Source organism: Kitasatospora sp. LaBMicrA B282 (assembly GCF_050325825.1).
Taxonomy (GTDB): domain Bacteria; phylum Actinomycetota; class Actinomycetes; order Streptomycetales; family Streptomycetaceae; genus Kitasatospora.
In genome coordinates, this window is record NZ_JBNQTI010000062.1 from 16,329 (window position 1) to 29,572 (window position 13,244).

At 73.2% G+C, this 13,244-nt stretch carries 12 protein-coding genes and 1 pseudogene; 12 read left to right on the plus strand and 1 reads right to left on the minus strand.

The window, feature by feature from the left end; all coding sequences use genetic code 11:
• The first annotated feature begins 10 nt into the window (after window positions 1-10).
• The 7 genes from ACQRUO_RS18925 (at window position 11) to ACQRUO_RS18955 (ending at window position 7,503) form a co-directional block, all read left to right on the plus strand.
• On the plus strand, window positions 11-508 hold the full coding sequence (locus tag ACQRUO_RS18925) for an NUDIX hydrolase (protein ID WP_428317139.1): 498 nt from the start codon (window positions 11-13) through the stop codon (window positions 506-508).
• A gap of 57 nt (window positions 509-565) precedes the next feature.
• Entirely contained in the window at window positions 566-892 is a 327-nt protein-coding gene (locus ACQRUO_RS18930; protein WP_110669769.1) for a DUF2469 domain-containing protein, read from the plus strand.
• Window positions 893-1,110: 218 nt separating this feature from the next.
• Entirely contained in the window at window positions 1,111-1,647 is a 537-nt protein-coding gene (locus ACQRUO_RS18935) for a YraN family protein (RefSeq protein ID WP_428317140.1), read from the plus strand.
• Between the two features lies 1 nt (window position 1,648).
• The gene (locus ACQRUO_RS18940) at window positions 1,649-3,268 is read left to right on the plus strand and encodes a YifB family Mg chelatase-like AAA ATPase (protein ID WP_428317141.1); all 1,620 of its coding nucleotides are present in this window, start codon (window positions 1,649-1,651) and stop codon (window positions 3,266-3,268) included.
• Window positions 3,265-4,566 (plus strand): DNA-processing protein DprA, encoded by a 1,302-nt coding sequence (gene dprA / locus ACQRUO_RS18945; protein WP_428317142.1) that lies wholly within the window; start codon window positions 3,265-3,267, stop codon window positions 4,564-4,566. Before ACQRUO_RS18940 ends, dprA begins: the two co-directional genes overlap by 4 nt.
• A 1,360-nt stretch (window positions 4,567-5,926) precedes the next feature.
• Complete coding sequence (gene whiG, locus ACQRUO_RS18950; protein ID WP_428317143.1) at window positions 5,927-6,712, plus strand: RNA polymerase sigma factor WhiG; 786 nt, start codon at window positions 5,927-5,929, stop codon at window positions 6,710-6,712.
• Window positions 6,713-6,933: 221 nt separating this feature from the next.
• A complete protein-coding gene (locus tag ACQRUO_RS18955; protein WP_428317159.1) occupies window positions 6,934-7,503 on the plus strand; it encodes a TetR/AcrR family transcriptional regulator in 570 nt (189 codons plus the stop codon).
• 59 nt (window positions 7,504-7,562) lie between these two features.
• On the opposite strand, the pseudogene ACQRUO_RS18960 reads toward ACQRUO_RS18955, so the two are convergent.
• Window positions 7,563-8,141: pseudogene (locus ACQRUO_RS18960) on the minus strand (peptidoglycan DD-metalloendopeptidase family protein); the annotation flags it as partial.
• A 571-nt stretch (window positions 8,142-8,712) separates the two neighbouring features.
• Between ACQRUO_RS18960 and rpsB the strand changes: the two are divergent.
• The 5 genes from rpsB (at window position 8,713) to ACQRUO_RS18985 (ending at window position 13,193) form a co-directional block, all read left to right on the plus strand.
• Window positions 8,713-9,615, plus strand: a complete 903-nt coding sequence (rpsB, locus tag ACQRUO_RS18965) for a 30S ribosomal protein S2 (RefSeq protein WP_428317144.1) — start codon at window positions 8,713-8,715, stop codon at window positions 9,613-9,615.
• A gap of 129 nt (window positions 9,616-9,744) precedes the next feature.
• The gene (gene tsf / locus ACQRUO_RS18970) at window positions 9,745-10,584 is read left to right on the plus strand and encodes a translation elongation factor Ts (RefSeq protein WP_428317145.1); all 840 of its coding nucleotides are present in this window, start codon (window positions 9,745-9,747) and stop codon (window positions 10,582-10,584) included.
• Window positions 10,585-10,851: 267 nt separating this feature from the next.
• A complete protein-coding gene (pyrH, locus tag ACQRUO_RS18975; RefSeq protein WP_428317146.1) occupies window positions 10,852-11,607 on the plus strand; it encodes a UMP kinase in 756 nt (251 codons plus the stop codon).
• Window positions 11,608-11,718: 111 nt separating this feature from the next.
• A complete protein-coding gene (frr, locus tag ACQRUO_RS18980; RefSeq protein WP_428317160.1) occupies window positions 11,719-12,246 on the plus strand; it encodes a ribosome recycling factor in 528 nt (175 codons plus the stop codon).
• Window positions 12,246-13,193: a phosphatidate cytidylyltransferase gene (locus ACQRUO_RS18985; RefSeq protein ID WP_428317147.1), complete on the plus strand. Its 948-nt coding sequence runs from the start codon at window positions 12,246-12,248 to the stop codon at window positions 13,191-13,193. The genes frr and ACQRUO_RS18985 overlap by 1 nt, the downstream gene beginning before the upstream one ends.
• The last annotated feature ends 51 nt before the right edge of the window (window positions 13,194-13,244 follow it).

The following is a 13,244-nucleotide window of genomic DNA, read 5'->3' on the forward strand; positions in this document are numbered from 1 at the left end:
GGTGATCGGGATGGCGGCGGACGAACCGGCGGTGCGGCGGCGGGAGGCCGCCCGGGTGCTGCTGCTGGACGCGGCGGACCGGGTGCTGCTGTTCCACGGCTTCGATCCGGCGGAACCGGCGCGCACCTGGTGGTTCACGCCGGGCGGCGGGCTGGAACCGGGCGAGGACGGGCGCACGGCGGCGCTGCGCGAGCTGGCCGAGGAGACCGGGCTGACCGGGGTCGAGCTGGGCCCGGTGGTCGCCGTCGACCTGGCCGAGTTCTGCTACGACGGCGAGCGCTACCGGCAGCACCAGTCCTTCTACCTGGCCCGGACCACCGGCGCGGGGCCGGCCGAGCTGGACAGTTCCGGCAGCCCGGCCGACGAGCGCGCCCAGCTCAGCGAGGCGCGCTGGTGGACGACGGACCAGCTGCGCCGGACGGCCGAGCAGGTCTACCCGGAGCGGCTGGCCGAGCTGCTGGACCTGGTGCTGAGCCAGGGACCGCCGGTCCCGCCGGTCCGCCTCTGAGCGGCGGTGGCGTGGTCCACAATGGTGAGGGACTCGACGAGCTGAGGGGACGCCTGCATGAGTGCCGAAGATCTCGAGAAGTACGAGACCGAGATGGAGCTCAAGCTCTACCGGGAGTACAAGGACGTCGTCGGCCTGTTCAAGTACGTGATCGAGACCGAGCGCCGGTTCTACCTCACGAACGACTACGAGCTGCAGGTGCACTCGGTGCAGGGCGAGGTGTTCTTCGAGGTCTCGATGGCCGACGCCTGGGTGTGGGACATGTACCGGCCGGCCCGGTTCGTGCGCAAGGTGCGGGTGCTGACCTTCAAGGACGTGAACATCGAGGAGCTGGCCAAGAGCGACCTGGAGCTGCCCTCGGACGAGGCCGGCTTCGGGAGCTGAGGGCGGTTCGGGAGGCGATCCCGGTTCGGGAGGCGGGCCCGCTTCGGGACGCGATCCCGCTTCGGGGGCCGAGCCTGGTTCGTCCGATGATCCTCCTCACGGTTGGTCCGTGTGGGGGATCGCCGCCGTCCACAACCCCCGAGTTGTCCACAGCCTGACGACACCCCCTCGCCGCCGTGGCCGTCCGGCGGCAACCTCCGTGTCCGGAGGTGATTGCCGTGCGACACGCACAGACGGCCCTGGGCCGTTACGGCGAAGAGGTGGCCGCCCGTCGGCTCACCGAGCAGGGCCTGCGGGTCCTGGAACGCAACTGGCGGTGTCCGGAGGGCGAGCTCGACCTGGTCGCGCTGGACGACCGGACGCTCGCCGTCTGCGAGGTCAAGACCCGGTCCGAGCACGGGTTCCAACAGCCCACGGAGGCGCTCGGGCCGGCCAAGGCCGAGCGACTGCGGCGGCTGGCCGAGCGCTGGCTGGTCGAGCGCTGGCCCGCGCACTTCGCGCACCTCGCCGTCCCGGCCCTCGCGGGCGCCGGCCCCGCCGTGCCCGGCCGCGGCGGCGGCGAACCGAGTCCGGCCCGCCCGGCTGCGGCGGGTGACGGGGTGGCCGGTGGGCCCGGCCCGGGTGATCCGGTCCTGCCGGTGCTGCCCGCCGCCGAGGTGCCGCTGCCGCCCGACGGGGTGCGGATCGACCTGGTCTCGGTGATCAGCCGGGCGCGTGGCGCCGCGCTGGTCGAGCACCTGCGGGGGGTGATCTGAGATGGCCTTCGCCCGCACCTGCTCGGTGGCCCTGCTCGGGGTGGACGGCGTGGTGGTCGAGGTGCAGGCCGACCTCGAGCCGGGCGTCGCCGCCTTCACCCTGGTCGGCCTGCCGGACAAGGCGCTCAGCGAGGCGCGGGACCGGGTCCGGGCCGCGGTGGTCAACTCCGGCGAGAGCTGGCCGCAGCGCAAGCTCACCGTCGGGCTCAGCCCGGCCTCGGTGCCGAAGAGCGGCAGCGGCTTCGACCTCGCGGTCGCCTGCGCGGTGCTGGCCGCCGCCGAGCGCCTGCCGCCGCCGGCCATCGCCGACCTGCTGATCATCGGCGAGCTGGGGCTGGACGGCCGGGTCCGGCCGGTGCGCGGGGTGCTGCCCTCGGTGCTGGCCGCCGCCGACGCCGGGTACCGCCAGGTGGTGGTGGCCGAGCAGACCGCGGCCGAGGCGGCCCTGGTCCCCGGCGTCTCGGTGCTCGGGGTGCGCAGCCTGCGCCAGCTGATCGCGCTGCTCACCGACGCTCCGGTGCCCGACGAGCCGCCGGACCCCGCGGTGGGCGGGCCCGACCCGCTGATGTCCGGGCTGCTGCTGCCCGGCGCGGCGATCCGCCGGGGCGGGGTCGATCCGGAGTTCGGTCCCGACCTGGCCGACGTGGCCGGGCAGGAGGAGGCCCGGCGGGCCCTGGAGATCTCCGCCGCCGGGGCCCACCACCTCTACCTGAAGGGCCCGCCGGGGGCCGGCAAGACGATGCTCGCCGAGCGGCTGCCCGGGCTGCTGCCGCCGCTCACCCGGGCCGAGGCGCTGGAGGTCACCGCCGTGCACTCGGTGGCCGGCCTGCTGCCGCCCGGCCGGCCGCTGATCGACCTGCCGCCCTACTGCGCCCCGCACCACTCGACCACCATGCCGGCCATCGTGGGCGGCGGCAGCGGTCTGCCCCGGCCGGGGGCGGTGTCGCTGTCCCATCGCGGGGTGCTCTTCCTGGACGAGGCGCCGGAGTTCCCGGTCCGGGTGCTGGACGCGCTGCGCCAGCCGCTGGAGTCGGGCGAGGTGGTGATCGCCCGCTCGGCCGGCTCGCTGCGGCTGCCGGCGAAGTTCCTGCTCTGCCTGGCGGCCAACCCCTGTCCGTGCGGCCGGTACTCCCGGCGCGGTGAGGGGTGCGACTGCACCCCGAGCATGGTGAGCCGGTACCAGGCCCGGCTCTCCGGGCCGCTGTTGGACCGGGTCGACCTCCGGGTCCAGGTCGAACCGGTGACCCGGACCGAACTGCTCGGCCGGGAGCACGGGGCCGAGCGCACCGAGGTGGTGGCGGCGCGGGTCCGGGCCGCCCGGGAGCGTGCCCTGGCCCGGCTCGCCGGTACGCCCTGGTGCACCAACTCCCAGGTGCCGGGCCGGGAGCTGCGCACCCGGTGGCGCCCGGCCGAAGGCTCGCTCGCCGACGCCGAGCGAGAGATGGAGCGGGGCCTGCTCACGGCCCGCGGGTTGGACCGGGTGCTCCGGGTGGCCTGGACGATCGCCGACCTGGCCGGGCGGGACCTCCCCGGGCCGGCCGAGGTGCGGACGGCGCTGGCCCTGCGGCGGGGCTTCCCCAGCGGGGTGCGCTCGCTCGCCGGAACCGGCGGTGGGTCATGACCGGGGTGCCCGAGCCCGGGGCGGAGTCCGTCGCGGTCGTGCCCGAGCCCGAGGCCGGGGCTGCCGGCCCCTCGCCCGAGTCCGATCGCGAAGGCGTTCTTCCCTCGCCCGAGTCCGAGTTCGAGTCCGGGTTCGAGTCGGGGCCGGGGTCGGGGCCGGAGCCCGTCGTCCGCCCGCCCGAGCTCGAGGCGGAACGGCTGGCCCGGATGGCGCTGACCCGGGTGGTCGAGCCGGGCACCGCGGCGGTGGGCCGCTGGCTGCGGGCGCACTCGGCAGTGGAGCTGGTCGAGCTGCTGCGCCGCGGCGACACCCACCGGGAGCTGAGGATCGATCAGTACCGGCTCGGTGTGCTGGGCCAGCGGCTGGCGCTCACCGATCCGGCCGCCGACCTGGCCAGGGTGCAGGCCCTCGGCGGCCGCTTCCTGGCGCCGGCCGACGCCGAGTGGCCCAGCCAACTGGCCGACCTGGCCGATGTGGCGCCGATCGGTCTGTGGGTGCTGGGCACCGGTTCGCTGCGGCTGCTCGCGCTGCGCTCGGTCGCGGTGGTCGGCGCCCGCTCCTGCACCTCCTACGGCGCGCACGTGGCGACCGAGCTGGCCGCCGCGCTCGCCGAGCGGGGCTGGGTGGTCTGCTCGGGGGCCGCCTACGGCGTCGACGCGGCAGCCCACCGCGGGGCGCTCGCGGTCGGCGGGATGACCGTCGCGGTGCTCGCCTGCGGAGTGGACGTCTGCTACCCGCAGGGCAACAGCGGGCTGATCCGGCGGATCGCCGAGCAGGGCCAGCTGGTCAGCGAGTTGCCGCCGGGGGAGCGGCCCAACCGGTTCCGCTTCGTGCTGCGCAACCGGGTCCTCGCCGCGCTGACCCGCGGCACGGTGGTGGTCGAGGCGGCGCCGCGCAGCGGTGCGCTGAGCACCGCGCGGCGGGCGCTGGAGCTGAACCGGCACACCATGGGCGTCTGCGGGCCGGTCACCTCCGAGCTCTCCGCCGGGGTGCACACCCTGATCCGGGGCGGCGGCGCCACCCTGGTGACCGACGCGGCCGAGGTGATCGAGCAGATCGGCGCGATCGGGTCGGACCTGGCCCCACCGGCCCGGGCGGACCCCCGCCCCCGGGACCTGCTGCGCCCGGCGGCCGCCCAGGTGCTGGAGGCGATCCCGCTCGGTGGGGTCGGTGCACCCGTCAGCACGCTCGCGCTGCGCACCGCGTTGCCCGCCGAGCAGGTGCTCAAACAGCTCTACGAGCTCTGTTCACTCGGTTTTGTCCAGCGTGCGGGATCGCACTGGAGGGTGATCCGCTGACCGCTGACGAATCGTCGGGCCGGAGGTGCTCGTTGGTGCGTCACGGACGCCCGGTAACCACCTCGGTACGGCGCCCGGTCGGCGTTCCACTCCCGCGACGGAGTGAACGCCACCGGAACGGGCGACGGCCAGGTGGTGGTAGCGCAGCGCATCGACTCGGTCACGCTACGCTCGCTCAAGGCTTCCCTATCAGCACATGACTCGGCAGAACGGCGCAGACCCACGTATGCCCACACACATTCCCGGACACCGGGCGACCAGTGCCGGCCTGCCGGCGGGGGGCCCCGGCAACGACTCGCTCACCGCTTCCAGCGTCCAGCCCGCGAAGCCCGCCCGGTCGGGCCCGATCGTGGCGCATCCCCGGGAGACCACGGAGGCCACGGGCGCAGTGGGCGCGCCGAGTCCCACCCGGTCGGTGGGTCCCGTCCCCCCACCGAACGCCACCCCGCCACCGGGCTGGTCAGACAGCCCACCAGGCTGCCCGAGCCCCGCACCCCCACTGCCCCGGTCACCCCGCCCACAAAGCGGAGCGGCGCTCCCGGGCGTCGAACTGTCAGAGCCTGCGCTCGGCTCGCCCGCGGCTCGGCCGGTGTCCATGCGGGCAGAGAGTTCGGGGCTTGCATCGCGGCTGCTCGCGGACTCGTCGGAGGCTCCGCCCGGTCTGCCCGCGACGCGGCCGGTGTCCGAGCAGGCAGAGGGTTCGGCGCCCGTGCTCGGGTCACCCGCCGTGGGGCGGGTGTCCAGAGATGCAGACCGCGCAGGGCCCGCGCCGGCCGTCGTTGCCGGGCAGGGGAGTGTGCCCGGTGTGGGTCCGGTCTTCCCGGGAGCTGCCTCGGCTGTGCGGCCGTCGGGCGAGTCCGGGCGCGCCGCGGTTTCGGTCGGCCCACGTCCTCGGCAGCGGAGTCACCCGCGTGGCCAGGGCAACAGCGCCCCGCGGCCTTCGGGCACGGCCGTGCGTACGGCGGCCACGTCGTCGACGCTGGCCTCGGTACCCGCGCCGGCCCGGGGTCGGGAGCAGCGGGACGAAGCACCGGCCGCTCCGCCCTGCCCGCCGACCTCGGCAGTCGCGGCGTCCGCAGTGCCGGCGGTGCTGATGCGGGCGGCGGGGGCCCAGGGGACTCCGGTGTGGTCGGTGGCCTCCGACGGGCCCGAGGCCGCCGGTCCGCTCCCCGGCCGTGCGGCCGCCTCCGCCCCCACCTCCACTTCAGCCTCCGCCTCCACCTCGACCGTTCCCGCCCCGGCGGCCCCACGCTCGCCCGCCTCCGGCCCACCGCAGGTCCCCGCCGCCACCCCTCCTGCGCCCGGCTCACCCGCGCCCCCGCCCTCGGGGTCCACGCCTCCCGGGTCAACGTCCGCCGCCGTGCCCGCTGCGCGGGCTGCGGCGCTGCCGAGTGCGTTGGAGGCGCTGTGGCGGTCATACAAGGACAGCGGTGATCCCCATCTGCGCGAGCAGTTGATCCTGCATTACTCACCATTGGTCAAATACGTCGCCGGTCGAGTCGGCGTCGGTCTGCCGGCCAACGTCGAACAGGCCGACTTTGTCTCCTCCGGGATTTTCGGTTTGATCGATGCGATCGAGAAGTTCGACCTCGACCGGGCGATCAAGTTCGAGACTTATGCGATCAGCCGGATCCGTGGCGCGATCATCGACGAGCTTCGGGCCTTGGACTGGATCCCCCGCTCGGTGCGGCAGAAGGCGAAGGCGGTCGAGCGGACGTACGCCGCGCTGGAGGCGAGGCTACGCCGCACGCCGCATGAGCCCGAGGTGGCCGCGGAGATGGGGATCGCGGTCGAGGAACTGCACACGATCTTCAGTCAGCTCTCGCTCGCCAACGTGGTGGCGCTGGACGAACTGCTCCACCCGGCCGGCGAGGGCGGTGAGCGACTGAGCCTGATGGACACCTTGGAGGACACCGGGGCGGAGGACCCGGTCGAGGTGGCCGAGGACCGCGAGCTGCGCAAGCTGCTGGCGGGCGCCATCAACACGCTGCCCGACCGGGAGAAGACCGTGGTGACCCTCTACTACTACGAGGGCCTGACGCTCGCGGAGATCGGTCAGGTCCTCGGCGTGACCGAGAGCCGGGTCAGCCAGATCCACACCAAGTCCGTGCTGCAGCTCCGGGCCAAGCTCAACGACCTGCGCTGACCGGACGGCGCCCAAGTTCGACCGACCCGGCTCGACCCGGACCGACCCGGCTCAGTCCTCGCGCGGTCGCCTCTCCTCCTCTCCCCGTCATGCCCGCCCCCGTCACGCCCGCCCCTGCCGTGCCACCCGTTGCCGTCGCCGCGTGCCGCGGGTGCGCCGCCCTCCCGGGGTTCAGACGGGCTCCGTACAGTGGGACGGTGCCGAGAATCCGAGCCGCCACCCTGGTCGAGCACCGTCAGCTGCAGCGCGCCGCCCTCCTGGACGCGGCCCGGGCGCTGCTCGCCGAAGGCGGGATGGAGGCGTTGACCTTCCCCGCGCTGGCCGGCAGAACCGGGCTGGCCCGCTCATCGGTCTACGAGTACTTCAAGTCCCGCGGGGCCGTGGTGGAGCAGCTCTGCGAGGTCGACTTCCCGCTCTGGGCGGCGGAGATCGAGGCGGGGATGGGCGCCTGCGCGAGCGCGCTCGGACGCCTGGAGGCCTATGTCCGGGGCCAGCTCGCGCTGGCCGGCGACCCCCGGCACCGGGCGATCGTCGCGCTCTCGGCCGTGGAGCTGGACGAGGCGGCGCGCCGCCGGATCCGGGCCGCCCACGCCGACCTGGTGGCGCTGGTGGTCGACGCGCTCGGCGAGCTGGGCCACCCGGAGCCGCGGCTGGCGGCGAGCCTGTTGCAGGGCGTGGTCGAGGCCGCCGTCAGGTGCTCGGTCGACCGGCCTGCCGCCGAGCACGCCGCGATCGCCGAGACCGCGGTCGCGCTCGCCCTGCACGGCCTGGCCGACTCCACCCGCAGCTGATCGCCCACCGGTAGCAGCCGGGCCTGCCCGCTGCCCAGCAACGCGAGCGGGTCGAGGTAGCGCGCCCCGCGGAGCAACCCCCAGTGCAGGCACGCGGCCGGACAGTGGCCGCCGCCCGGCGCGAGCGTCCCGATCTCCTGGCCCGCCGCCACCGGGGTGCCCGGCGGTGGCCCGTCGACCACCGGCAGGTAGGTGGTGCGCAGCGGCGGCGTCCCGGTGCCGGGGTGCACCACTGTCACCACCGGGCGTCCCCCGACCTCGCCGACGAAGGCGATCACTCCGGCGGCCGCGGCCCGCACCGGCTCGCCCTCGTGGGCGGCCAGGTCGACCCCGCGGTGTCCGGCGGCCCAGGGCGCGGGCGGTGCGGCGAAGCGGCGCAGCACCCCGCTCGCCCCACCCACCGGCCAGCCCCGCCCGCCACCGGGCCCCACGGACACCGTCGCCGCCACCGGCACGACCACCGCCACCGGCGTGACCACCCCCACCGGCACGGCCACCCCCGTCCCAGCTACCGCCCCCACCTGCACACCCACCCCCACCGCGGCGACCACCACGCACACCACACACACCACGAGCCACACCAGGCGCCCCAGCACCCGACCGGTCAAGCGGGCCCCACCCCGCCGGCAAACGTCCATGCGCCCGACCCTGCCCCCTCGCCCCCGCCCCACCCGCCCCGAGCCGCGAACCTGTGGACAACCCCACCCCTGTGGACAACCACGTGTGGCGAACGGGTGAGCAGCGGCCACCCCAGGCCGCCCCGCCACCCCAGACCGCCCCCGGCCGCCCACCGGCGCCCCGCTCACCCGTCCGGCCGCCGCCGACGTGTGATCACCTGATGAACACCCGACTGCGGACCGGATTCACCCCGCCTCCCCGATCCCCGCAGAGTCGCCGGTCACTCGGCGCTTCCCGTACACTTCACACGCGACCCGACCATCGGGTCGACTTCGCACGCCCCGCCACCGGCGATGCCGCGCGTGGACCAAGCCCTTCCGGGCCCGGTCCGCCGCCCCGTCGGTGCGAGTGCCGCTCGGTCCCTCCGAGCCTGTCGCGGCCCCGCCGCGCCCGGGCCCGGACGGCTCGGCACGTCGGGGCGTCAGGCGTGACGGTCACCCGACCGCCACGGACAAACCGAGCAGACCCGGTCGCCGCCGAGTGCCACGCGGCAGCAACGAGCGCCGGGCGCAACACCTGAGGAGCACGGCCATGGCCGTCGTCACGATGCGGGAGCTGCTGGAGAGCGGCGTCCACTTCGGTCACCAGACCCGTCGTTGGAACCCGAAGATGAAGCGCTTCATCTTCACGGAGCGCAACGGCATCTACATCATCGACCTGCTGCAGTCGCTGAACTACATCGACCGCGCGTTCGAGTTCGTCAAGGAGACCGTTGCCCACGGCGGCAGCGTCCTCTTCGTCGGCACCAAGAAGCAGGCCCAGGAGGCCATCGCCGAGCAGGCCACCCGCGTGGGCATGCCCTACGTGAACCAGCGCTGGCTCGGCGGCATGCTGACCAACTTCTCCACCGTCTACAAGCGGCTGCAGCGCCTCAAGGAGCTCGGCGAGCTGGACTTCTCGGACGTGGCCGGCTCCGGCCTGACCAAGAAGGAGCTCCTGGTCCTCCAGCGCGAGCACGACAAGCTGGAGAAGACCCTCGGCGGTATCCGCGACATGCAGCGCGTCCCCAGCGCTGTCTGGATCGTGGACACCAAGAAGGAGCACATCGCGGTCGGCGAGGCCCGGAAGCTCAACATCCCGGTCGTCGCGATCCTCGACACCAACTGCGACCCCGACGAGGTCGACTACAAGATCCCGGGCAACGACGACGCGATCCGCTCCGTCACCCTGCTGACCCGCGTGATCGCCGACGCCGTCGCCGAGGGCCTCAAGGCCCGCGCCGGTGTCGCCAAGGGCGACGTCAAGGCCGAGCCGGGTGCCGACCAGCCGCTGGCCGACTGGGAGCAGGACCTGCTGGCCACCGGTGACAAGAAGGCCGAGGAGGCCCCCGCCGCCGAGGCCGCCACCGAGGCCCCTGCCGCCGAGGCCGCCACCGAGGCCCCCGCCGCCGAGGCGCCGGCCGCCGAGGCCGAGGCCGAGGCCGAGCAGGCCTGACGTACCGAGGGTGAGGGGCACTCGCCGGTACGGACCGGCGAGTGCCCCTCTCTCCACGTGCCGGGGCTGAACCACCAGCCCCGGTGCACCAACCCCGCAGACACGCGAGACGCGAGAAGAGATCACACCATGGCGAACTTCACCGCCGCGGACGTCAAGAAGCTCCGTGAGCTCACCGGCGCCGGCATGATGGACTGCAAGAAGGCCCTCGACGAGGCCGAGGGCGACGTCCAGAAGGCCGTCGAGCTCCTCCGTATCAAGGGCCAGAAGGGCGTTGCGAAGCGCGAGGGCCGTGACGCCTCCAACGGCGCCGTCTCCGCCGTCATCGCCGCCGACCAGAAGTCCGGCGTCCTGGTCGAGCTGAACTGCGAGACCGACTTCGTCGCCAAGGGCGACAAGTTCGTCGAGGTCGCCGACGCGATCGCCAAGCACGTGGCTGCCACCGCCCCGGCCGACCTGGAGGCCGCGCTGGCTTCCGAGATCGAGCCCGGCAAGACCGTCCAGCAGTTCGTGGACGAGGCCAACGCCACCCTGGGCGAGAAGATCGTCTTCCGTCGCTTCGCGCAGTTCGCCGGTGACGGCTTCGTCGCCGTCTACCTGCACAAGACCAGCCCCGACCTGCCGCCGGCCGTCGGCGTCCTGGTCGAGCTGGACAAGGAGAGCGCGGAGACCGCCAAGGACGTCGCGCAGCACATCGCCGCCTTCGCGCCGAAGTACCTGTCCCGCGAGGACATCCCGGCCGAGGACATCGAGAACGAGCGCCGCGTCGCCGAGGCCACCGCTCGCGAGGAGGGCAAGCCCGAGGCCGCCCTGCCGAAGATCGTCGAGGGTCGCGTCACCGGCTTCGTCAAGGAGAACTCCGTTCTGGAGCAGGCCTTCGCGAAGGACAACAAGAAGAGCGTCGCCAAGGTCCTCGAGGAGAACGGCGTCGCCCTCAAGCGCTTCGCCCGCTTCCGCGTCGGCGCCTGAGCCACGTTCACTCGGTTCCCGCCTAAGGTAGGAACCGCCGCCGCAGCTGGACACCAGTGAGTCGGCACCAGAACGACGAGGAGGCCATTGCCGTGCAGGAGACCGTACCGGTTCCCGCGGCAGTGGCCTCCTCACGTGTATGCGCGACCGGACCGGCACCACAGCCGGGCCGGCGGAACGCGCAGCCGGGCTCGGGGGCCGCACACCCCGGTCCGCGAGTCAGCAGGTGACAAGCCTGTGAACCAGCAGGTGTAGAGGAGAAGTCCCATGCAGAAGACGCAGGAGTCCGCGCAGGACGGCACAAGCCGTCGTGTTCTGCTCAAGCTGTCCGGTGAGGCGTTCGCCGGCGGAGGCGGCCTCGGCGTCGACCCCGACGTCGTCCACGCGATCGCGCGCGAGATCGCCACGGTGGTCCGGCAGGGCACCGAGGTCGCGGTGGTCATCGGCGGCGGCAACTTCTTCCGTGGCGCCGAGCTGCAGGTCCGGGGCATGGACCGGGCCCGCTCCGACTACATGGGCATGCTCGGCACCGTGATGAACTGCCTGGCGCTGCAGGACTTCCTGATGAAGGAAGGCATCGAGACCCGGGTCCAGACCGCGATCACGATGGGCCAGGTCGCCGAGCCGTACCTGCCGCTGCGGGCGATCCGGCACCTGGAGAAGGGCCGCGTGGTCATCTTCGGCGCGGGCATGGGCATGCCCTACTTCTCCACCGACACCACCGCCGTGCAGCGCGCCCTGGAGATCCACGCCGAGGTGCTGCTGATGGGCAAGAACGGCGTCGACGGGGTGTACGACTCGGACCCCAAGACCAACCCGGACGCGGTCCGCTTCGACGCGCTGGAGTACGCCGAGGTGATCGCCCGCGACCTCAAGGTCGCCGACCTGACCGCGATCACGCTGTGCAAGGACAACGGCCTGCCGATTCTGGTCTTCGAACTGCTCGCGGAGGGCAATATCGCTCGCGCGGTCAGGAATGAGAAGATCGGCACACTCATCAGCCAGGATTCCGTCCGGGTCTGAGCAGCAATCACCCGCGCGCCTCGCGGCGCGCACCATCAGTACGCCACGAGGCAACCGGACAGGGAGCAGAGTGTGAGCACCGAAGAGATCCTCCTCGAAGCCGAGGAGAAGATGGAGAAGGCCGTCGGCGTCGCCAAGGACGACTTCGCCGCCATCCGTACCGGCCGGGCCCACCCGGCGATGTTCAACAAGATCGTCGCGGACTACTACGGCGCGATCACCCCGATCAACCAGCTCGCCTCGTTCTCGGTGCCCGAGCCGCGGATGGCCGTCGTCACCCCCTTCGACAAGAGCGCGCTGCGCAACATCGAGCAGGCGATCCGGGACTCCGACCTCGGCGTCAACCCGAGCAACGACGGCGCCATCATCCGCGTGGTGCTGCCGGTGCTCACCGAGGAGCGCCGCCGCGAGTACATCAAGCAGGCGCGCGGCAAGGGCGAGGATGCCAAGGTCTCGATCCGCGCGATCCGCCGCAAGGCGAAGGACGCCATCGACAAGCTGGTCAAGGACAAGGACAGCGAGATCAGCGAGGACGACGGCCGCCGCTCGGAGAAGGAGCTCGACGACACCACCGCCAAGTACGTGGCGCAGGTGGACGAGCTGCTGAAGCACAAGGAAGCCGAGCTCCTCGAAGTCTGATGAACGACGCCCCGATGGCCCCTGGCGAGAGGGGCGTTTCCCCGCACACCCCCGTGACACCGCTGGTGGAGCGGGGGGCCCGACCCCCGCAGGAGAGTCCGGTGGCCCAGCCCGACCAGCAGCAGCCGCGCAAGCAGCGCGGCGGCCGCAACCTCCCTGCCGCGATAGGGGTGGGGCTGGGCCTGGGGGCGGTGATCATCGCTTCGCTCTTCGTGGTCAAGGTGCTCTTCCTGGCCGTGGTAGTCGCCGCCGCCTCGGTCGGCAGCTGGGAGCTGACCAGCCGGCTGGCCGAGCGCAAGGAGGTCAGCGTCGCGCAGCTCCCGCTGCTGCTGGGCGGGGTGGCGATGCTGACCGCCGGGTACTGGATCGGCCCGCAGGGGGCGGCGGCCGCACTGGCGCTGACCGCACTGGCGCTGATGGTGTGGCGGATGCGCCAGCCGCCGGAGAACTACCTGCGGGACATAACGGCCGGTGTCTTCACCGCCTTCTACGTGCCCTTCCTGGCCACCTTCGTGGCGCTGATGCTCTCCGCCCACGACGGTCCGCAGCGGATCGTGCTCTTCCTGGTGGTCACCATCTGCAGTGACACCGGGGCCTACGCGGTCGGCTACAAGTTCGGCCGCACCAAGCTGGCGCCGACCATCAGCCCCGGCAAGACCCGCGAGGGCCTGGCGGGCGGGATCGGTCTGTCGATGCTGGCCGGCGCCCTGCTGATGCAGTGGATCATCAAGGACGGGCAGTGGTGGCAGGGGCTGATCCTGGGCGGCTGCGCGGCCGTGGTCGCCACCCTGGGCGACCTGGCCGAGTCGATGATCAAGCGTGACCTGGGCATCAAGGACATGGGCACGCTGCTGCCCGGCCACGGCGGGATCATGGACCGGCTGGACTCGCTGCTGCCGACCGCCCCGGTGGTCTGGCTGCTGCTGGCAGCCTTCGTCGGAAGCTGACCCGGCCGCTCCCGGCCTCGCACCGCAAGCCGACCCGGCCACTCCTGGCCG